General features: G+C 67.8%; 4 protein-coding genes. All 4 read left to right on the forward strand.

The annotated features are described in order from the left end of the window. Positions 1 to 3,216 (forward strand): amino acid adenylation domain-containing protein (locus VFZ66_09320; GenBank protein ID HEX6289378.1); only part of this gene is annotated, 3,216 nt, incomplete at its 5' end. Between the two features lie 31 nt (positions 3,217 to 3,247). Next, a complete protein-coding gene (locus VFZ66_09325) occupies positions 3,248 to 10,015 on the forward strand; it encodes an amino acid adenylation domain-containing protein (GenBank protein HEX6289379.1) in 6,768 nt (2,255 codons plus the stop codon). Continuing rightward, on the forward strand, positions 10,012 to 16,791 hold the full coding sequence (locus VFZ66_09330; protein ID HEX6289380.1) for an amino acid adenylation domain-containing protein: 6,780 nt from the start codon (positions 10,012 to 10,014) through the stop codon (positions 16,789 to 16,791). The genes VFZ66_09325 and VFZ66_09330 overlap by 4 nt, the downstream gene beginning before the upstream one ends. Further along, positions 16,788 to 23,084 (forward strand): amino acid adenylation domain-containing protein (locus VFZ66_09335; GenBank protein HEX6289381.1); only part of this gene is annotated, 6,297 nt, incomplete at its 3' end. The genes VFZ66_09330 and VFZ66_09335, both read left to right, overlap by 4 nt.

The following is a 23,084-nucleotide window of genomic DNA, read 5'->3' on the forward strand; positions in this document are numbered from 1 at the left end:
GGCCCGCTCGACATCCGCGCGCTGGAGCAAAGCCTGAATGAGGTCCTGCTCCGCCACGAGGCCCTGCGCACGACCTTTACCGTGGTCGACGACCGACCGGTGCAGGTGATCGCGCCTGAGATGCCGATCACGCTGCCGGTACACGATCTGCGCGGGCATCCCGCCGCTGAGCGCGAGGCCGAGGCGCTGCGGCTGGCGGCGATCGAGTTCCAGCGGCCATTCGACCTTCAGCGCGGCCCGCTCTTGCGCGCCCAACTGCTGCGCCTGGACGAGGCCGAGTATATGCTGCTCTTTACGATGCACCATATCATCACCGATGGCTGGTCGACGGAGCTGCTGATCGCCGAGGTGACGGCGCTGTACGCCGTTTTTGCCAGCGGACAGCCGCCGGAAGCCGCGCACCTGATCGAGCCGCCGGTGCAGTACGCCGACTATGCCATCTGGCAGCGCGAGTACCTTCAGGGCGCGGTGCTGGAATCGCAACTGGCCTACTGGCGCAAACAGCTTGAGTCCGCGCCCAAGCTGCTGAATCTGCCGACCGATCGCCCGCGTCCCGCTGTCCAGTCGCACCACGGCGCGGTAGCCGCCTTTGAGCTAGAGCATCCTCTACCGGCGGAACTCACGGCGCTGGCCCAGCGCGAGGGCGTGTCGCTCTTCATGCTGCTGCTGGCCGCGTTCGACGTGCTGCTTCAGCGGTGGAGCGGCCAGGACGATCTGATCGTCGGCACGATGATGAGCGGGCGGAACCGCAGCGAGCTAGCCAACGTGATGGGCTTCTTCGCCAACAATCTGCTGCTGCGCACGTCGCTGGCGGGCGATCCCAGCTTCCGCGAGCTGGTGCAGCGCGTGCGAGCGACGGCGCTGGCGGCCTACAGCCATCAGGACGTGCCCTTCGAGCTGCTGGTCGAGAAGCTCAATCCGGGCCGCGACCTGAGCCACGCGCCGCTGTCGCAGGTCAGCTTCACGCTTCAGAACGAGCTACTGCCCACGCGCGAGGTCGCGGGCGTGACGATGCGACCGATGATGATCGACAGCGGCACGACCAAGCTCGATCTGATCCTGTTCATGTGGGAGGGCCAGGATCGGCTGAGCGCGACGCTTGAGTACAGCACCGATCTCTTCGACCGAGCGACGATCGAGCGGCTGATCGGCCACTTCAAGGTACTGCTGCGTGCAATTGTCGCCGACCCGGCGCGGCGCATCTCGACGCTGCCGCTGTTAACGGAGGCCGAGCGCGACCTGCTGCGCGACTGGAACGCTACGCAGACCGATCTGCATGCCGCCTGTGCCCATCAGCTCTTCGAGGCGCAGGCCGCGCGCACGCCCGATGCCGCCGCGCTCGTCTTCGCCCAGGCCGGAGCAGCGCCGCAGCAGCTCACCTACGCCGAGCTGGATCGCCGCGCCAATCAGCTTGCGCACGAGCTGCGGTCGCTGGGCGTGGGTCCGGAGGTGCCGGTTGCAATCGGAATGGAGCGCTCGATCGAGCTGGTCGTCGCGCTGCTGGCCGTGCTGAAGGCGGGCGGCGTCTACCTGCCGCTCGATCCGGCCTATCCTATCGAGCGGCTGCGGCTGATGATCGAAGATGCCCGCGCGCACGTGCTGCTGGTCCGCCGACAGGATCGGCAGATCATCGCCGCGCCGACCGGGCTGTGGAGCGATCTGGACGCGCTGCAATCGTCATCGCTGGTCTGCGTCGATCTGGACGCCGAAGCGCCGCGCATCGAGCAGCAGCCGACCACCAATCCCGACAGCGCGACACGGCCTGAAGATCTGGCGTATATCATCTACACCTCAGGCTCGACCGGGCGGCCCAAGGGCGTGCAGGTGCAGCACGCCGGGCTGTGCAATCTGGCGCGGGCGCAGAGCCGGGCTTTTGCAATCGGCCCTGAGAGCCGCGTGCTGCAATTCGCCTCGCCCAGCTTCGACGCCTCGATCTCCGAGATCGTCGTGACGCTGCTGGCGGGCGCGACGCTGGTGCTGGCTCCACGCGCCGATCTGGTGCCGGGGCCGGGCCTGCTCCAACTGCTGCGCGAGCAGACGATCACCGCCGTGACGCTGCCGCCCTCGGCGCTGAGCGCGCTGCCCCATGCCGAGCTGCCCGCGCTCCAGACGATCGTCGCGGCGGGCGAGCCATGCCCGGCGGAGGTGGTCGCGCGCTGGCAGCCCGGACGACGTTTCATCAACGCCTACGGCCCGACTGAGACGACGGTCTGCGCGACGATCGCCCCGTGCGATGCCACCGAGTCGCGTCCGCCGATTGGCCGACCGATCGCCAACACAACCGTCTATGTGCTGGATCGGCGCGGCGAGCCGGTGCCCGTGGGCATTGTCGGCGAGCTACACATCGGCGGCGTGGGCGTGGCGCGTGGCTACCTTGGCCGCCCCGACCTGACCGCGGCGCAGTTCATCCCCGATCCGTTCAGCCAGACCGGGTACCCGCAGGGTGGCGCGCGGCTCTACAAAACCGGCGATCTAGGCCGCTATCTGGCCGACGGTCAGATCGAGTTTGTGGGCCGGATCGACCAGCAGGTCAAGGTGCGCGGCTTTCGGATCGAGCCGGGCGAGATCGAGGCGCTGCTGAGCCAGCATCCCGATCTGCGGGCGGCGGCGGTCGTAGCGCGCGAGCAGCATCTAGTCGCCTACATCGTGCCGCACGTGGACGCTCCCGAAGCGCAGCTGACGACGAGCGAGCTACGGCGGCATCTTCAGCGCAGCCTGCCGGACTACATGATCCCGGCGGTCTTCGTGCCGCTCGACACGCTGCCGCTGACGCCCAACGGCAAGCTCGATCGCGCCGCGCTGCCGGATGCTGGCGGCGCGCGACCCGCGCTCGAACAGTCGTATGTCGCGCCGCGCACGCCGACCGAGCAGGTGCTGGCAATGATCTGGGCCGAGGTGCTGGAGATCGAGCGCGTCGGCGTCCACGATAACTTCTTCGACCTGGGCGGTCACTCGCTGCGGGCGATTCTGCTGCTGTCGCGGGTGCGCGATGTCTTCCAGATCTCGCTGCCGCTTCAGGCGATGTTCCAGTCGACCACAGTGGCCGCGCTGGCCGCGCTGCTGGTAGAGCACGAGTCCGAGCCGGGCCGTACCGATAAGATTGCCCGATTGCTCCAGCGGATCAAGGGCGTGTCGCGTGAAGAGCTTAAGACGACCCTTGAGCAGCGTCGCCAGCAGAGTCGCGCCGCCAATCCGGCGGCGGAGCCGGGACGCTGAGCCGCAGGAGCGTATCAGAGGAATGATATAGATGGATCTGAGTAACTTAGCCGACCGACCCGGTATCTCGCCGGAAGAGCTGGAGCTGCTGGCCTATCTGATGGCTGAGGAAGGGCTTGGCTCAGGTGACAGCCAGGCGATTCGCCCGCGCGATCCGCAGATCGATCCGCCGCTCTCCTTTGCTCAGGAGCGGCTCTGGTTCGTCGATCAGTGGGAGCCCGGCAATCTGGCGTACAATATTCCGCTGGCGATGCGGCTGACGGGCAGCCTGGATCGCGCCGCGCTTGAGTGGAGCCTCAATCAGGTCATTCGCCGCCACGAGGCGCTGCGCACGACCTTTCCGCTGGTGGAAGACCGCCCGATCCAATTGATCGCGCCCAGCCTGACGGTCGCGCTGACGCCGATCGACATCGAGCACCTGCCCGCCGAGGAGCGCGCGGCGGAGGCGCTGCGGCTGGCAATCGCCGAGGCGCATCACCGCTTCGATCTTCAGCGCGGCCCGCTGCTGCGCGCCACGCTGATCCGGCTCAGCCCGACCGAGCACGTGTTTCTGCTGAACATGCATCACATCATCTTCGATGGCTGGTCGATGGGGCTGATGATCCGCGAGATCACCACGATCTACGCCGCTCGGACGAGCGCCGCGCCGGGAGCCGCGCCCGACGTAGCGGCGCTGCTGCCCGATCTGCCGATCCAGTACGCCGATGTCGCGGTCTGGCAGCGCGATTGGCTTGCCCCAGGGGCACCCGGCGAGGTGCTGGAGCAGCAGCTTAGCTACTGGCTTGAGCAGTTGCGCGGCCCGCTGCCGGTGCTCCAACTGCGCACCGATCGACCCCGACCGCCGGTGCAAACCTCGCGCGGCGCGATCGAGCGGCTGCTGCTGCCCGCAGAGCTGGTGGCAGCCCTGAACCGGCTGAGCCAGCAGGAGGATGCCTCGCTGTTCATGACGCTGCTGGCGGCGTTCAATGTGCTGCTCGCGCGCTACAGCGGCCAGGATGACATCATCGTCGGCTCGCCGATCGCCAACCGCGACCGCTTCGAGCTCGAGAGCCTGATGGGCTTCTTCGTCAACACGCTGCTGCTGCGCACCGACCTGACCGGCAATCCGAGCTTCCGCGAGCTGCTGCGCCGCGTGCGCGCCGTGACGCTTGAGGCCTACGCGCATCAGAACGTGCCCTTCGAGCAGCTTGTGGACGTGCTGCGGCCTGAGCGCGATCCCAGCTACCCGCCGCTGTTCCAGGTGATGTTCATCCTCCAGAACGCGCCGATGCCCTCCTACAATCTGCCCGATCTGACTCTGACGCCGCTGGAGTACGACACCGGCACGGCCAAGTTCGATCTCACGCTGGCGCTGTGGCCGCCGATCGCCGGGATCGACAGCAGCACAACGAATGCCGACGAGCTGGCGGGCACGCTTGAGTACAACAGCGATCTCTTCGACGCGGCGACGATCCGACGCATGCTGCGGCATTTCGAGGAGCTGCTCAAGGTGCTGGCCCGCGACCCGGATCAGCCGATCGCCGATCTGCGCTTCGTGCCGGAGGATGAGCGGCAGCTTTTGACAAGCTGGACGCCGCCGCAGGAGCCGTACGCCGATGCCGTCTGCCTGCATGAGCTGTTCGCCCGGCAGGCCGCGCGCACGCCCGACGCGCTGGCCGTGACGCAGTTCGATCCGCAGCGCGGCGAGCGGCGGCTGAGCTACGCCGAGCTGGATCGACAGTCGAATCAGCTTGCGCACTATCTGCGCACGCTCGGAGTTGGGCCGGAGAGCCGCGTCGGGCTGCTCGTGGAGCGCTCGCCGGAGATGATCGTCGGGCTGCTGGGCACGCTCAAGGCGGGCGGCGCGTACGTGCCGATCGATCCGACCTACCCCGCCGAGCGCCTGGCGTTTATCCTCAAGGACGCGCAGATCGGCTTGGTGCTCACGCAGCGCCATTTGACCCCACAGCTTGAGGAGCCGATGCTGAATCCGCCGCCCCGGATCGTGCGGCTCGACGCGGACTGGCCCGCGATCAGCCGGGAGTCGAGCGCGCCGCCTGCGACGGAGGTCCAATCTACCAATCTCGCGTACGTGATCTACACCTCAGGCTCGACCGGGCAGCCCAAGGGTGTGCTCACGCCGCATCAGGCGGTAGTCAACTACCTTGAGGCGGTCCAGACGACCTACGGGCTGCGCGCCGACGATCGCGTGCTTCAGTTTGCGTCGCTCAGCTTCGACGCCAGCGCCGAGGAGATCTACGCCAGCCTGACCAGCGGCGCGACGCTGGTGCTGCGTACCGAGCAGATGTTGGCGAGCGCCGCGAGCTTCTTCGCGATCTGCCGCGCGTGGGACCTGACCGCGCTCAGCCTGCCCACCGCCTACTGGCATGAGCTGTGTACACAGCTCGATGAGCAGGTGCCGCACCCGGAGGGTACCCGGCTGCGCCTGGTGATCATCGGCGGCGAGCGCGCGCTGCCGGAGCGGCTGGCCCAGTGGCAGCAGTGGGCTGGATCGCGGCTGCGGCTGGTCAATACCTACGGCCCGACCGAGGCGACGATCGTCGCGACCGCGTGGGATGCAGTGTCGCCCGCCGAGCAGTTGCGCGAGCTGCCGATCGGGCGGACGCTGCGCAATGTGCAGGGCTATATTCTGGATCAGCGCCTACGCCTGGTGCCGATCGGCGTGCCCGGCGAGCTACACCTGGGCGGCGCTGGCCTGGCGCGCGGCTATCTCAACCATCCCGCGCTGACGGCGGAGCGCTTCGTGCCCGATCCGTTCGGCGGGTGCCCTCAGGGCGCGCCCGGCGCGCGGCTCTACAAAACCGGCGACCTGGCGCGCTATCTGCCCGACGGCAACATCGAGTTTCTGGGCCGCGTCGACCGGCAGGTCAAGATTCGCGGCTTTCGGATCGAGCCGGGCGAGATCGCGGCGGTGCTTCAGCAGCATCCCGCCGTGCGCGAGGCGGTGGTGCTGGCGCGGCAAGATGCGCCGCACGCAGGCGGGCACCCGGATGCTCGGCTGGTGGCGTATGTTGTAGAACACCAGAACAACGAAGCAAGAACAGAGAACACGACGGCCAACGACTCAGGTTCTAGTTGCTCTGTTCGTTGTTCGCCCCAGGACCTGCGTCACTTCCTGGGCGCGCGTCTGCCCGCCTACATGGTGCCGAGCGCGTTCGTGCCGCTCGACGCGCTGCCCCTGACGCCGAGCGGCAAGCTCGACTGGCGCGCGCTGCCCGCGCCTGAGGGACGCTCGACGGTGGAGACGGAGTATGTCATGCCGTCGACGCCGCTTGAGCAGACGCTCGCGGAGATCTGGCGACAGGTGCTCCACCTCGATCGGGTCGGCGTCCACGATAACTTCTTCGATCTTGGCGGCCAGTCGCTGCGGCTGATCCAGGTGCAGAACCAGATCCGCACGCGGCTTCAGCGCGAGGTGCCGCTGCCGGAGCTGTTCCGCCGCCCGACGATCCGCGACCTCGCGCGACATCTCGGTGCCGAGTCGCATTCAGAGGCCGCAGCGGGATCGGCCACGGCGGAGCCAGTCATCGCGCCGCAGCCTCGGACGACGGATCGCTTTCCGCTGTCGTTCGCGCAGCAGCGGCTCTGGTTCCTCGATCAGCTTGAGCCGGACAGCGCCAGCTATAACGTTCCGCTGGCACTACGGCTGACAGGGCCGCTGGACACGGCGGCGCTTGAGCGCTGCTACCAGACGATCATCCAGCGGCACGAGTCGCTGCGCACGATCTTTGCCGTGCGCACGCCCGACGACGATCCGGTCCAGGTGATCCTCCCGTTCGAGCCACAGCCGCTTGCGCTGATCGATCTCTCCGTGCTGCCGCCTGCGGAGCGCGAGGCGGAGGTGCGAGAGCGCACGGTCGCCGAGGCCAGCCAGCCCTTCGATCTGTCAGCCGGTCCTCTCGTACGGGCCACGCTGCTGCGCCTCGCCGCCGACGAGCACCTGCTGCTGCTGACGCTGCACCACATCATCTCCGATGCGTGGTCGATGGGCGTGCTGATGCGCGAGCTTGCGACGCTCTACACTGCCGACGATCCCGCCACGGCCCTGCCGCCGCTGCCGATCCAGTACGCCGACTTCGCTGTCTGGCAGCGCGATTGGCTTGCCGGTGAGATCCGCGAGCGGCAGCTTGCCTACTGGAAGCAGCAGCTTGGCGGTCGTGTGCCGGTGCTCCAACTGCCCACCGATCGCCCGCGCCCGGCGGTGCAGACCTTCCGGGGCGCGCTCGAAAAGCAGACGCTCCCGCCATCCCTGGCTGCCGCGCTCAACGCGCTGAGCAGCGACGCAGGCACTACGCTGTTCATGACGCTGCTGGCGGCGTTCGATGTGCTGCTCTATCGCTACACCCACCAGACCGACCTGCCGGTCGGCTCGCCGATCGCGGGGCGGCGGCAGACCGAAACCGAGGCGCTGATCGGCTTCTTCGTCAACACGCTGGTGCTGCGCACGCACCTGCGCGGCGATCTGCCCTTCCGCGAGCTGCTGGGTCGCGTCCGCCAGGTGGCGCTCGAAGCCTACGAGCACCAGGATCTCCCCTTTGAGCTGCTGGTCGAAGAGCTTCAGCCGGAGCGCGATCTGAGCACGTCGCCGCTGTTTCAGGTGATGTTCGTGCTCCAGAACGCGCCGCTGCCAGCGCTTGAGCTGCCCCGGCTGACGCTCAGCCCGGTCGAGGCCGACAACAACACCGCCAAGTTCGATCTGACGCTGAATATGTACGAGGAGCGCGGCGAGCTGGTCGGTATCTTCGAGTACAACACCGATCTCTTCGACCGCGCGACGATCTTGCGCATGGCCGATCACTGGCGGACGCTCCTCGCCAGCATTGTCGCCGATCCCGACCGACGACTGGACGACCTGGCGCTGATCGGCGCGGATGAGCGTGAGCAGATGCTCATCGGCTGGAACGCTACGGACGTAGCGTATCCGCGCGAGCGCTGCGTGCATGAGCTGTTCGAGGCGCAGGCCGCGCGCACGCCCGACGCCATCGCCGCCGCGTTTGCCGACCGCGACGGGCTGGTCGCGCAGTTGAGCTACGACGAGCTGAACGCCCGCGCCAATCAGCTTGCGCATCATCTGCGTAGCCTGGGCGTGGGTCCCGATCAGTCAGTCGGGCTGTTCCTGCCGCGCTCGCTCGATCTGATGACAGCCGTGCTGGGTGTGCTCAAGGCGGGCGCGGCCTATCTGCCGCTCGATCCGAGCTATCCCGCCGACCGGCTGCACTTTATGCTCAGCGATGCCCGCGCGCCGGTCGTGCTGACCCATGCGGCGCTGCGCGAGCGGCTGCCCGACGTAGCCGCGCGGATCGTGGCGCTCGACGCCGACCGCGAGCTGATCGAGCGGCTGCCGCGCGACGGCGTGCGCAGCGCCGCGACCTCCGAGCATCTGGCGTATATCATCTACACCTCCGGCTCGACGGGCACGCCCAAGGGCGTGGCGATGCCGCATCGGGCGCTGAGCAACCTGCTGAGCTGGCAGATGCGCGACACGGTGATCCCCGGCCCGGCGCGGACGCTTCAGTTTGCGCCGATCAGCTTCGATGCCTCGTTTCAGGAGCTATTCACCGCGTGGTCTACCGGCGGCGCGATCGTGCTGCTGCCTGAGGAGCTGCGCCAGGATACCGTCGCGCTGCTGGAGCTGATGCGCGACCAAGCGATCGAGCGGCTGTTTCTGCCCTTTGTCGCGCTTCAGCAGATCGCCGAGGTTGCGACCAAGCTCGATCTGCTGCCAGGCAGCCTGCGCGAGGTGATGACCGCAGGCGAGCAGCTTCAGACAACGCCGCCGATCGTCGAGCTGTTCGAGCGGCTGCCGGGCTGCACGCTGCACAATCACTACGGCCCATCCGAGACGCACGTGGTGACGGCGTACACGCTGAGCGGGCCGCCCCAAAGCTGGGCCGCGCTCCCGCCGATCGGCCATCCGGTCGACAATACGCAGATCTACCTGCTCGACGGGCGACTCCAGCCGGTGCCGCTGGGCGTGGTGGGCGAGCTGTATCTCGGCGGCGAGAACCTGGCGCGCGGCTATCTGTACCGCCCCGCGCTGACGGCGGAGCGCTTCGTGCCCAACCCCTTCGGCGATACTCGTGGCACCCGGCTCTACAAGACCGGCGATCTGGCGCGCTACCTGCCCGACGGCACGATCCAGTTCCTGGGCCGCAACGATCAGCAGGTCAAGATCCGTGGCTATCGCATCGAGCTCGGCGAGATCGAGACGGTGCTGGCGCAGCATCCGCAGGTGCAGGCGGTCGTGGTGATGGCCCAGACCAGGACGCTGCCCGGCGAGACGACGCCTGACACGCTGCTGGTGGCGTATGTCGTGCCGCACGCGGCGCAGATACTCGATGCCGAGGAACTGATCACGTTTCTGCATGGTCGGCTGCCGGAGTACATGCTGCCCGCCGCGTGCGTGCTGCTTGAGGATCTGCCGCGCACGCCGAGCGGCAAGATCGACCGCCGCGCGCTGCCCGCCGTGGATTACGCGCGGAACGCTGCCGCGAGCTATGTCGCGCCGCGCACGCCGGAGGAGCAGGCGATGGCCGCGCTCTGGGCCGAGGTACTGGGCCTGGAGCAGGTCGGCATCCACGATAACTTCTTTGCGCTCGGCGGTCACTCGCTGCTGGCGACGCGGCTCATGGCGCGGCTGCGCGCCGCCGAGCAGATCGCCCTACCGCTGCGCAGCCTGTTCGAGACGCCGACGGTCGCCGGGCTGTCGCAGCAGATCATCACGCTGCGCCGGACGCTGGCACAGGCGCAGCCGGTTACAAGCGCGCTCGCCGACGACGAGATCGAGGGGGAGCTATGACGACGGTCGAGTTTCTGGCGCAGTTGCACGATCTGGGCGTCAAGCTCTGGGCCGAGGGCGAGCGGCTGCGCTATCGTGGGTCGAAAGAGGTGCTGACGCCGGGGCTGCTGAAGGAGCTCTCCAGCCGTAAAGCCGATCTGCTGGTGCTGCTGCGGGCCACCGCGCCGCAGAGCAGCATCCCACGGGCGACGCTGGACGGCCCGCCGCCGCTGTCGTTCGCGCAGCAGCGGCTCTGGTTTCTCGATCAACTGCTGCCCAACACGGCGATCTACAACCTGCCGATCGCCCTGCGGCTGACAGGCGCGCTCGACGTTGCGGCGCTTGCCGAGACGCTCAGCGCGATCGTGCGACGGCATCAGGTGTTGCGTACAACCTTCGCCTCGCAAGGCCCCGGCAGCGCCGACCGAAGCGAGCCGGTGCAGGTGATCGCGCCGCCCGCGCCGCACCCGCTGAACGTGGTCGAGCTGCACCCAGAGGGTACCCGGCTGCCCGCAGACGAGCGCGAGGCCGCCGCCCTGCGGCTGGTCGAGGAGGAGCTAGAGCGCCCGTTCGACCTTGAGCGCGGGCCGCTGCTGCGGACGATGCTGCTGCGGCTGTCGCCGACCGAGCATATCTTGCTGCTGACGCTGCACCACATCATCTCCGATGCCTGGTCGATGGGCGTGCTCGTGCGTGAGGTCGCCGCGCTGTACCCGTCCTACGCTGGACAAGCCGCGCCGCTGCTGCCGGAGCTGCCGATCCAGTACGCCGACTACGCGATCTGGCAGCGCCAGTGGTTGCAGGGCGAGCAGCTCGACCGCGAGATCGACTACTGGCGGCGGCAGCTGGCCGCCGCACCATCGCTGCTGGATCTGCCGCTTGATCGTCCGCGACCGGCGGTGCAATCCTATCGCGGCGCGGTCCACTCCGTGCGGCTGCCGGATCTCCTGCCCGACCTTCGAGCCGTCAGCGAGCGCGAGGGCGCGACGCTGTTTATGACACTGCTGGCCTCGTTCTACAGCCTGCTCCATCGCTACAGCGGCCAGACCGATCTGCTGGTGGGATCGCCGATCGCCAATCGCACGCGGGCGGAGCTGGAAGGGCTGATCGGCTTCTTCGTCAATACGCTGGTGCTGCGCGCCGATCTGTCGGGCAAGCCGCGCTTCCGCGATCTGCTTCAGCAGGTGCGCCGCGTGACGCTGGACGCATACGCCCATCAGGACGTGCCCTTCGAGAAGCTGGTCGAGGTGCTCCAGCCGGAGCGCGACATGAGCCACACGCCCTTCTTCCAGGTGATGTTCGTGCTTCAGAACGCGCCGATCGACGCGCTGGAACTGCCGGGGCTGACGCTCAGCCCGGTTCCCTTCACGAGCAGCAGCGCCAAGTTCGATCTGACGATTCTGCTGACCGAGAGCGAGTCGGAGCTGATCGCCGACATCGAGTACAACACCGATCTCTTCGACGCCGCGACGATCGTACGCATGGCCGCGCATTTTCAAAGCCTGCTCCGGGCGATCGTCGCCGATCCCGACGCGCGCATCGCGCACCTGCCGCTGCTGACGGAGGCCGAGCGGCAGCGGATGCTGATCGACTGGAACCGCTCCGAGGCGGAGTATCCGCGCGCTGCCGCCGTGCATGCATTAATCGAGGCGCAGGCCGCGTGCACGCCCGACGTACTCGCGCTCGTCTTCGATGGGCAAGCGCTGAGCTACGCCGAGCTGAACACGCGGGCGAATCAGCTCGCGCACTATCTGCGCGCGCAGGGCGTCGGGCCGGATGTGCTCGTCGCGCTGTGTGTCGAGCGCTCGCTGGAGATGATCGCCGGCATGCTGGCGATCCTCAAGGCGGGCGGCGCGTATGTGCCGCTCGATCCCACCTACCCGGCTGAGCGCCTTCAGTACATGCTGTCGCACAGCCGCTCCCCGGTGATCCTGACCCAGGCCGCGCTGGTCGCGCGCCTACCCGAACACACGGCGCAGGTCTTCCGCCTGGATGCCGATTGGCACACCCTGGCGCAGCAGCCGACCACCAACCCGCCGCGCGTGGTCTTGCCCGATCAGCTGGCCTACATCATCTTCACGTCGGGCTCGACCGGCAAACCAAAGGGCGTGATGGTCACACAGCGCGGCCTGATCAACCTGGTCTATGGCCTGCGCGCCTACTTCGACGATCCCCAGGTGCAACGCACCGGCCTGATCACCTCGATCAGCTTCGACATCTCGGTCAACCAGATCTTCCCGACGCTGATCTTTGGCCGCACGCTGCACGTTATTCCCGATGCGGTCAAGCTCGACAGCCGCGCCCTGCTGCGCTACCTCGACGCGCACGCGATCCACCTGCTCGACGCCGTGCCCTCCTATATGCACGCCGTGCTCAATGAGGTCGCGCCGGAGCAGCCGCCCAACGTGCTGCGCTACCTGCTGATCGGCGGCGAGAAGCTCGAGCCGCGCCTGCTGCAAGCGGTCTTCGGCCAGATCGGCTCCACGGTGGCGATCGTCAACATCTACGGCCTGACCGAGATCAGCGACATCAACGCGCTGGGAATCATTCGCGCTCATGATCTTGGGCAGCCGATCACGGTCGGCAGGCCCTTGCAGAACAACCGGATCTACATCCTCGACCAGCACCACCAGCCACAGCCGATCGGCAGCGCGGGCGAGGTCTGCATCGCTGGCGAGAGCGTGTCGCGCGGCTACGTATTCCGCCCCGATCTCACGGCGGAGCGCTTCGTGCCGTGTCCGTTCGAGAACGGGCAGATCATGGTGCGCACCGGCGACCTTGGCCGCTGGCGCGCTGATGGGACGATCGAGATCCTGGGCCGCATCGATCATCAGGTCAAGGTGCGCGGCTTCCGCATCGAAACCGGCGAGATCGAGGCCGTGCTGGCGAAACATCCAGACATCGATGCGTGCGTGGTCGTTGCGCGCGAGGATGGCGCAGGTGCCCTTGGGGCGCGGCGGCTGGTGGCGTACATGGTAGAACACAAAAGGGACGAGCACCAAGCACCGCATTCCCCCTCGCCTGTGCCATGGGAGAGAGGTCCAGGGGGTGAGGGCCGCAACACGAAGCTCCGCGCCTTCCTTGCCGAGCATCTTCCCGACTACATGATCCCCTCCGCGTTTGTGGTGCTGGATGTGCTGCCGAAGACGCCCAACGGCAAGATCGACCGCAAGGCACTGCCTGTGCCGGAGCAACAGGCGGTGCTCGACGAGCGCTTCGCGGCGCCGACCAATCCGATTGAGGACGTGCTGGCGAGCATCTGGGCCGATGTGCTCGGCGTCGAGCGCGTGAGCATCCACCACAACTTCTTCGAGTTGGGCGGTCACTCGCTGCTGGCGACCCAGGTGATCGCCCGTGTGCGCGACGCCTTGCAGGCCGATGTGCTGCTGCGCGATCTTTTCGAGACGCTGACCGTCGCGGGTCTGGCCCGGCGCATCGACGCAGCCCGCCAGCGGCGGCGCCTGCCGATCCCGCCGGTCGAGCCGGTCGATCGCATGCAGCCGCTCCCGCTCTCGTTCGGCCAGCAGCGCTTCTGGTTCCTCGACCGGCTGCTGCCTGGCAGCCCGGCCTACAGCATCACGCTGGGCGTGCGGCTCACGGGCAGGCTCGATCGTGCCGCGCTCCAGCGCAGCCTTGAAGCGCTGGTACGCCGCCACGAGTCGCTGCGGACGATCTTTGTGCAGCAGCCGGGCAAACCCGATGACGAGGCCGGAGCGCTTGTGCAGGTGATCATGCCCGCCGCCGAGGTCGCGCTGCCGCTGCTGGATCTCGGCGCCACGACCGCCGAGGAGCGCGTGCGCCAGACAGAGTCGCTGCTGGCGGCGGAGGCCGAGCGACCTTTCAATCTGAGCCAGGGGCCGCTGCTGCGCACCACGCTGGTGCGCCACCACGACGAGGAGCACGTGCTGCTGCTGGCGCTGCACCATATCATCACCGATGGCTGGTCGATGAATATCCTGGTGCGCGAGCTGGCGACGCTCTATCGCGGCTTCAGCCAGCAGGAGGATGCCCAGGCTGCGCCCGTGCTGCCGGAACTGCCGGTGCAGTACGCCGACTATGCGATCTGGCAGCGCCAGTGGCTCGCCGAGGGGGCACCCGGTGGTGTGCTCGATGCCGAGATGGCCTACTGGAAAAAGCAACTGAGCGGGACGCTGCCGGTGCTGCAACTGCCGCTGGATCGCCCGCGCCCGGCTGTGCAGAGCGCGCGCGGCAGCAGCGAGACGCTGGTGCTCTCCCGCGCGCTGACCGATGCGCTCAAGGCGCTGAGCCGCCACGAGGGCGCGACGCTGTTCATGACACTGCTGACGGCGTTCGATGTGCTGCTCCATCGCTACACGGGCCAGACCGATCTGCTGGTCGGCTCGCCGATCGCGGGCCGTATCCGCCCGGAGCTTGAGGGCGTGATCGGGCTGTTCCTGAACACGCTGGTGATCCGCGCCGATCTGATGGGCGCTCCGTCCTTCAGCGGCCTGCTGGCCCAGGTCCGCGATACAACGCTGGCGGCCTTCGATCATCAGGCGCTCCCCTTCGAGCGGCTGGTCGAGGAGCTACAGCCTGAGCGTGATCTGAGCCACACACCTGTTTTCCAGGTGATGTTCAACCTGCTCAACTTCGCCGATGTCGTGCTTGATCTGCCCGATCTTCAGCTCAGCGTGATCGAGCCGCCGCCGCCCGCCAAGTTCGACCTGACGCTGACGCTGGCAGAAACGCCGGACGGCCTGGTCGCGGACTTTGGCTACAATGTCGATCTCTTCGAGGCCGCGACGATCGCGCGGATGGCGGCGCAGTTCGAGGTCTTGCTGGCCGGAATCGTCGCCGATCCGTCGCGGCGCATCACCGCGCTGCCGCTGCTGCCGGAGGCCGAGCGCGAGCAGGTTGTGTATGCCTGGAATCCACTGCCGAGCCTGCCGCCTCAGGAGCGGCTCACGGCACAGCTTTTCGAGGCCCAGGCGGCGCGCACGCCCGAGTCGGCTGCCCTGGTCTGTGGCGATGCGGTGCTGACCTACGCCGAGCTGAACGCCCGATCCAACCAACTGGCACGTTATCTGCGGCAGCAGGGCGTCGGCAGCGCGACACGAGAGACGCTGGTCGGGCTGCTCGTCGAGCGCTCCGTGACGATGGTCGTGGCGGTGCTGGCGATCCTCAAGGCGGGCGGCGCGTACGTGCCGCTCGATCCGGCGCAGCCAGGCGAGCGACTCCAGCTTATGCTCGACGACGCACAGATCGATCTGCTGCTGATCGGCGAGGGCCTGGCCGCCTATCTTGAGCAGCCAGCGCAGCGGCCTCGGTTCAACGTCGTCAATCTGGATGCCGAGTGGCCGCTGATCGACCGGCAGCGCGCCGACAATCTGCCGATCGCAGTTCATCCCGATCAGCTTGCCTACGTGATGTACACCTCCGGCTCGACGGGCACGCCCAAAGGAGTCGGAGTGCCGCACCGCGCGATGACCAACTACGTGCGCTGGATGCAGCAGAGCTATCCGCTGATGGCGGACGATCGCGTCCTGCAAACGGTGCCGCTCAGCTTCGACGTATCGATCCGCGAGATCTTCTGGCCGCTGCTCTCCGGCGCGCAGCTTGTGCTGGCGCGGCCCGGCGGTCAGTCCGACAGCGCGTATCTGGTGGAGGCGATCGAGCGCTGGAGCATCACGCAGATCCGCTTCGTGCCACCGATGCTCCAGATCTTCTTGGATGCTCCCGACCTTGCGCGCTGCCCGACGCTGCGGCGGATCTTCTGCGGCGGCGAGTCGCTGCCCGTGGCGCTTCAGGAGCGCTTCTTCGCGCGGCTGGATGCCGCGCTGCTCAACACGTACGGTCCTACCGAGGCCGCGGTCAACGCGACCGCCTGGACCTGTGCGCCGGAGGCTGCCGCGCGCTTCGTGCCGCTCGGCCAGCCCGTCGCCAACGTGCAGGTGTATCTGCTGGACGCCAATCTTCAGCCGGTGCCGATCGGTGTGGCGGGAGAGCTGTGTATCGGCGGCGTGGGCCTGGCGCGGGGCTACCTTGGCCGCCCCGATCTGACCGCCGCGCGCTTCGTGCCCGATCCGTTTGGCGCTGAACCGGGCGGGCGGCTGTATCGCTCCGGCGATCTGGCCCGCCGCCATGCCGATGGGCGGCTCGAATTCGTGGGCCGGATCGACGGGCAGGTCAAGCTGCGCGGCTTCCGCATCGAGCTGGGCGAGATCGAGGCCGTGCTGCGCCAGCATGAGGCTGTGAGCGGTGCCGTGGTTATGCTGCGGGCCGAGCCGGAGCCACGGCTGGTTGCGTACGTTGTTCAGAACCAGGAACGGGTGCCCGCTGGGCATGGGCACCCGCATGGCACCCCGCGTCTTAGCTCTCCGCAGGAACTGCGTCAGTTCTTAGGCGAGCACCTACCGGAATACATGATCCCATCTGCGTTCGTGGCGCTCGATCGTCTGCCGCTGACGCCCAACGGCAAGCTTGATCGCAAAGCGCTGCCCCCGCCCGATCCGGCGCTATCTGCGACACGGATGGCGTATGCCGCGCCGCAGACGCCAACCGAGATCGCGCTCGCGGCGATCTGGGCCGAGGTCCTGGGCGTCGAGCGCATCGGCCTGCACGATCATTTCTTCGAGCTGGGCGGTCACTCGATGCTCGCGCTGCAAGTCATCTCGCGGGTCCGACAGACGCTCCAGGTCGAGGTGCCCGTCAGCACGCTCTTCACCACGCCGACGGTTGCCGCGCTCGCTCAGCACATCGACGTGATCCAGTGGGCCGCGACCAGCCGCGCCGCCGTCACGCAGCCGACAGATTTTGGCGAAGAGGGAGATTTATGAACATAGTCGAATTTCTGGCGCAACTGCGGGGGCTGGGCATTCAGCTCTGGGCCGAGGATGGTCGGCTGCGCTATCGCACGGCGGAAGGGGCGCTTCCGGCGGAGCTGCGCGCCGAGCTAACGGCACGCAAGGCAGAGATCCTGGCCTTTCTGGAGCAGGTCGCCCGCGCGGAGCAATCGTCCACGCCGACGATCCAGCCGGTCGATCGGGCACAGCCGTTGCCGCTTTCGTTCGCGCAGGAGCGCCTCTGGTTCATCGACCAGTGGGAGCCAGGACGGGCCACCTATAACCTGCCGCAGGTCGTGCGACTCCGGGGCCTGCTCGACAGCGACGCGCTGCGCGACAGCCTCTCGGAGGTTGTTCGCCGCCACGAGGTGCTGCGCACGACCTTCGCGCCTGCCGCGTCCAACGGCAGCGATCCGACGCAGCAGGGCCGCCCGGTGCAGATCATTCATCCGCCGTCGATCGTCGCGCTGCCCTGCCACGATCTGCGCGCGATCCCGCAGCCGGAGCGCGAGACAACCGCCCATCGGCTGGCCGCCGAGGAAACCGAGCGGCCCTTCGATCTTCAGCGCGGCCCGCTGCTGCGAGCCCTGCTGCTGCGCACCGCCGACGCCGAGCATCTGCTGGTGCTGACGCTGCATCATATCGTCTCGGATGGCTGGTCGACCGGCTTGCTGATCCGCGAGCTGACCACGCTCTACAGCGCGGCCAGGCAGGCAGCGCCAGGGAGCGCATCGATCCCGCCGCTCGCGATCCAGTACGCCGACTTCGCGCACTGGCAGCGACAGTGGATGGCGGGCACCACGCTCGACGCGGCGCTGGCCTACTGGCGACGGCAGCTTGCGGACGCTCCCGCTCTGCTTGAGCTACCGACCGACCGGCCACGTCCGGCGCGGCAGACCTTCAAGGGCGCAATGGAGACAGCCTTGCTCCCGGCGGCGCTGGTCGCCCCGCTTGAGTCGCTGAGCCAGCGCGCGGACGCCACGCTGTTCATGACGCTGCTGGCCGCGTTCAATGTGCTGCTCTACCGCTACACCGGTCGACCCGATCTGGTCGTCGGCTCGCCGGTCAGCGGACGCAGCCGGGCTGAGATCGAGCCGCTGATCGGCTGCTTCGTCAACATGCTGCCGCTGCGGATCGACATGAGCGGCAACCCGACGTTTCTAGAGCTGCTCCAGCGGGTGCGCGAGATGACGCTTGACGCCTATCAGCACCAGGAGGTGCCCTTCGAGAAGATCGTCGAGGCCGTGCAGCCAGCGCGGACGCTCAGCCACGCGCCGATCTTCCAGGTCGTGTTCATGCTCCAGTACGCCTCGCCCGCCAGCTACCAGCTTCCCGGCCTTGAGCTAAGCCCGGTCGAGACAGAGCACACGGTCGCAAAGTTCGATCTTGAGCTGGCGCTGACGGAAAGCCCCGACGGGCTGTGGGCCGCCGTCGAGTACAGCACCGATCTGTTCGACGCCGCGACGATCGCGCGGCTGCTGGGACATTACCAGACGATCCTCGAAGCTGTCGTCGCCGCGCCGCACCAGCGCATTGCCGCGCTGCCGCTGCTGACGCCGGCCGAGCACCAGCAGCTCCGTGCCTGGCAGGGGCCGCACGCCGCCTATCCCGTCGCCGCCACCCTCCCCGCCCGCTTCGCGGCCATCGCCGCCCGCACGCCCCACGCCATCGCCCTCTCCCACCACGACCACCACCTGACCTACGCCGACCTCCACGCCCGCGCCACCCAGCTCGCCTACGCCCTCCGTGCCCGTGGGGTCGTCGCCGAGACGCCCGTCGCCCTCTACCTCGACCGCTCGCCCGATCTCGTCGTCGCCCTGCTCGCCGTCCTCCTGGCCGGCGGCTGCTACGTCCCGCTCGACCCCGCCTATCCCCCGGAGCGCGTCGCGCTGATCCTGGCCGATGCCCACGCGCCCGTGCTGCTGACCCACGCCGCGCTGCACGCCGCGCTGCCGCCCCACGCCGCGCACACCCTCTGCCTCGACACCGACTGGCCGACCATCGCCCGCCAGCCGACCACCCCCCTGGCGCTGCCCATCGACCCGGCGCAGGCGGCCTACGTGATCTACACCTCCGGCTCGACCGGACGGCCCAAGGGCGTGCTCGTCACCCACGCCCACGTGCTGCGGCTCTTCGCCGCCACCGAGGCGTATTTCCACTTCGGCGCCGAGGATGTCTGGACACTGTTCCACTCGATCGCCTTCGACTTCTCGGTCTGGGAGCTGTGGGGCGCGCTGCTCCACGGCGGCAGGCTGGTGGTGGTGCCCTACCTGACCAGCCGCGCGCCGGAGGCGTTCTATGCGCTGCTGCGGCAGGAGCGCGTGACGGTGCTCAACCAGACGCCCTCGGCTTTCCGGCAGCTGATCCAGGCCGAGGCCGCGCTGGACGGGGCGCCTGCCGATCTTGCCCTGCGGTATGTCATCTTCGGCGGCGAGGCGCTGGACCTGCCGAGCTTGCGGCCGTGGGTGGCGCGCCACGGCGAGGGGCAGCCGCAGCTCATCAACATGTACGGCATCACCGAGACGACGGTGCATGTCACCTATCGGGCGCTGCGGCAGGGCGACCTCGCGGGCGCGGCACCGAGCGTGATCGGCGCGCCGCTGCGCGACCTGGCGGTGTATGTGCTGGATGCCGGGATGCAGCCGGTGCCGATCGGGGTGCCGGGCGAGATCTACGTGGGCGGCGCGGGGGTGGCGCGGGGCTACCACGGTCATCCGGCACTCACCGCCGCGCGCTTCGTGCCCGATCCCTTCGGCCAGACTCGCGGTGCCCGGCTCTACCGCAGCGGGGATCTGGCACGGTATCTGTCGAACGGCGATCTGCACTACCTAGGGCGGATCGATCAGCAGGCCAAGATCCGGGGCTTCCGCATCGAGCTGGGCGAGATCGAGGCGGCGCTGGCGCAGCATCCAGATGTGCGTGAGGCGGTGGTGCTGCTCCGCGACGAGCGCCTGGTCGCGTACGTGGTAGAACAAAGAACAACAGAACAAAGAACAGAGAACAAAGAACCAAGCGAAGAACAAGCGAACAAGGGACCACGGGAACAAGGGGAGCACCAAGATTCCCGCTCTCCTATCGCAACCGAGGCAGGAGCCTGCCGAGGTTTGGGGAAGGGGGGTAGGGGGGGTGAGGGCCGCACCTCCAAACTCCGCACCTACCTGAAAGAGCACCTACCGGAGTACATGGTGCCGAGCGCCTTCATCTGGCTCGACGCCTTTCCGCTGACGCCCAATGGCAAGCTCGATCGCACGGCGCTGCCCGCGCCGGATATGGCACGACCCGACCCGGAGGAGACGTTTGTCGCGCCGCGCACGCCGATCGAGGAGGTCGTCGCGGGTATCTGGGCGGATGTGCTTGGGCTGCGCCGGGTGAGCATCCACGACAACTTCTTTGATCTGGGCGGCCACTCGCTGCTGGCGACCCAGATTCTGGCGCGTGTGCAGGATGTGCTCGCCGTCGAGCTGTCAATCCGCTGCCTCTTTGAAACTCCGACCGTGGCTGGTCTAGCCCGGCAGATCGCAGCGGCGCGGCATACGGCTGCCGAGGCTCAGGAGACTCCGCTGCTTCCTGGGCTGCGCGTGGAGCCGATCCCGCTCTCCTTTGCGCAGCAGCGCCTCTGGTTTTTCGACCAGCTCGCGCCTGATTCGACGGTGTATCTGATTCTGACGGCGGTTCGGTTGAGCGGGCCGCTGGATGTTGGGGCGCTTCAGGATAGTCTCAATGCGGTTGTCGCGCGACATGAAGCCTTGCGGACGACGTTCGCCGTCGAGCGCGGCCAGCCTACCCAGATCATCGTGCCCTCGCTCGCGCTCGCGCTGCCGCTTGAGGACCTGAGCGACGAGCCGCAGCACCAGCGCGAGCACACTGTGGAGCGTCTTGTCACCGCCGAGACGCAGCGCCCCTTTGATCTTCAGCGGGGACCGCTGATTCGCGCCATGCTGATCCGGCATACCACCCGCGAGCATGAGCTGCTGCTGACGCTGCATCATATTGTGGCCGATGGCTGGTCGCTGGGTATTCTGGTGCGGGAGCTGGCGACGATCTACACGGCCCTGGCTGCCGGTCGCGCCATAGCCGACCTGCCGGGCCCAGTGGGCACCCCGCTGCCGATCCAGTACGCTGATTATACCTGCTGGCAGCGGGCCTGGCTCCAGGGACCTGAGCGGGAGCGCCAGCTCGACTACTGGCGTCGGCGACTCGCGCACGTGCCGATGCTCGATCTGCCCACCGATCGTCCACGTCCGGCGCTGCAAAGCTTTCGCGGCGCGGTGCATCATGTTGCGCTACCGGCTACTCTGGCCGAAGCGCTCCACGCGCTGAGCCGCCGCGAGGGCGTCACGCTCTTTATGACGCTGCTGGCGGCGTTCATGGTCGTGCTTCAGCGCTACACGGGCCAGACCGATCTGGCGGTTGGCACGCCCGTTGCGAATCGCACGCGACGCGAGCTTGAGCCGCTGATCGGCTTCTTCGTCAATACGCTTGTCATCCGGGCGGATCTGTCGGGCAATCCGACCTTTCGCGATCTGCTCCGGCAGGTGCGCGAGGTGACGCTCGACGCCTACGCGCATCAGGATCTGCCCTTTGAGCAACTGGTAGAAGACCTTCAGCCGGAGCGCGATCTGAGTCGCTCGCCGCTCTTTCAAGTGCTGTTCGTGCTGCAAAATACCGCGCTGCCCGCGCTTGCGCTGGGCGACGTGACGATCCAGCCGCGCGCCGTGGAGCCGGGCACGGCCAAGTTCGATCTGTCGCTGGCGATCACGGAGACGGAGCAGGGCCTGGCCGCGACATTCGAGTACAACACCGATCTCTTCGATCCGGAGACGATCGCCCGGCTGGCGGGCCATTTCCAGACAGCGCTCGAAGGCAGCGTTGCGCAGCCCGCAGCCAGGCTCCACCGCCTGCCGCTGCTGACCGCCGCCGAGCGCGATCTGCTGGCGGAGTGGAACGCGACCGCCGCGCCGTATGCGAGCGATGCCTGTATTCATACGCTGTTTGAGACGCAGGCCACGCGCACGCCCGACACGATCGCGCTTGTGTTCGAGTCAGAAGCGCTGACCTATCACGACCTCGACGGGCGCGCGAATCGTCTGGCGCGCTATCTGCGTAGCCTGGGCGTGACCACCGAGGTACGGGTCGGGCTGTGTGTGGAGCATGGCCCGGAGCAGGTGATCGGCCTGCTGGGGATTCTTAAGGCTGGCGGCGTGTATGTGCCGATCGATCCACGCTATCCCGGCGAGCGCATCCGGTTCATGCTCGAAGATGCGCGTGTCGCCGTGCTGCTGACACAGCACCGCCTCTGCGCCGACCTGCCCGATCATGGCGCGCAGGTGGTCTGCCTCGATCGGGACTGGCCGATGATCGCGAACCAGACAGCCGCGTGTCCAGCCTGCGATGCGACCGCCGACAATGTGGCGTACATGATCTATACCTCCGGCTCGACAGGCAATCCAAAGGGCGTGATGGTGCAGCATCGCAGCGTGTGCAGCCTGATGCAGACACAGCTACCCGTCTTCGAGATGCCTCCTGCCAGCCGGGTGCTGCAATTTGCCTCGCTGAGCTTCGATGCCTCGATCTGGGAGACGTTTATGACCCTGCTCACCGGCTCGACGCTGGTGCTGGCACCGCAGCCGGTGCTGTCCTCCGGGGCGGATCTGCTGCGGCTGCTGCGCGACGAGGCGATCAGCGTGGTGACGCTCCCGCCATCACTGCTGGCCGTGCTCCCATCCGACGACCTCCCGGCGCTGAAGATCGTGATTACCGCAGGCGAGGCGTGTCCGGCAAGCGTCGTGGAGCGCTGGGCACGTGGCCGGATCTTTTTCAACGCCTATGGCCCGACGGAGACGACCGTCTGCGCGACGGCGACGCGCTGTGAGGCCGGGCTGCTCCAGCCTCCGCCGATCGGACGGGCGCTGCCCAACGCGCAGGTCTATCTGCTCGATCGGCAGTTGCAGCCGGTGCCGGTTGGCATCTCCGGCGAGATCTTCATCGGCGGCGAGGGTCTGGCGCGCGGCTACTGGAATCGGCCCGATCTCACCGCCGAGCGCTTCGTGCCGAATCCGTTCGGCGAGCTCGGCGCGCGGCTCTACAAGACGGGCGATCTGGCACGCTACCTGCCCGATGGCACGATCGTGTTCCTTGGCCGCGTGGATCAGCAGGTCAAGCTGCGGGGCTATCGCATCGAGCTGGGCGAGATCGAGGCCGTGCTGCGCCAGCATGAGGCCGTGCGCGACGCGGTGGTGCTGCTGCGCGAGGAGCGCGGCGACACGCGGCTGGTGGCGTATGTGGTC

This window comes from Herpetosiphonaceae bacterium (assembly GCA_036374795.1).
Lineage (GTDB): Bacteria > Chloroflexota > Chloroflexia > Chloroflexales > Kallotenuaceae > LB3-1.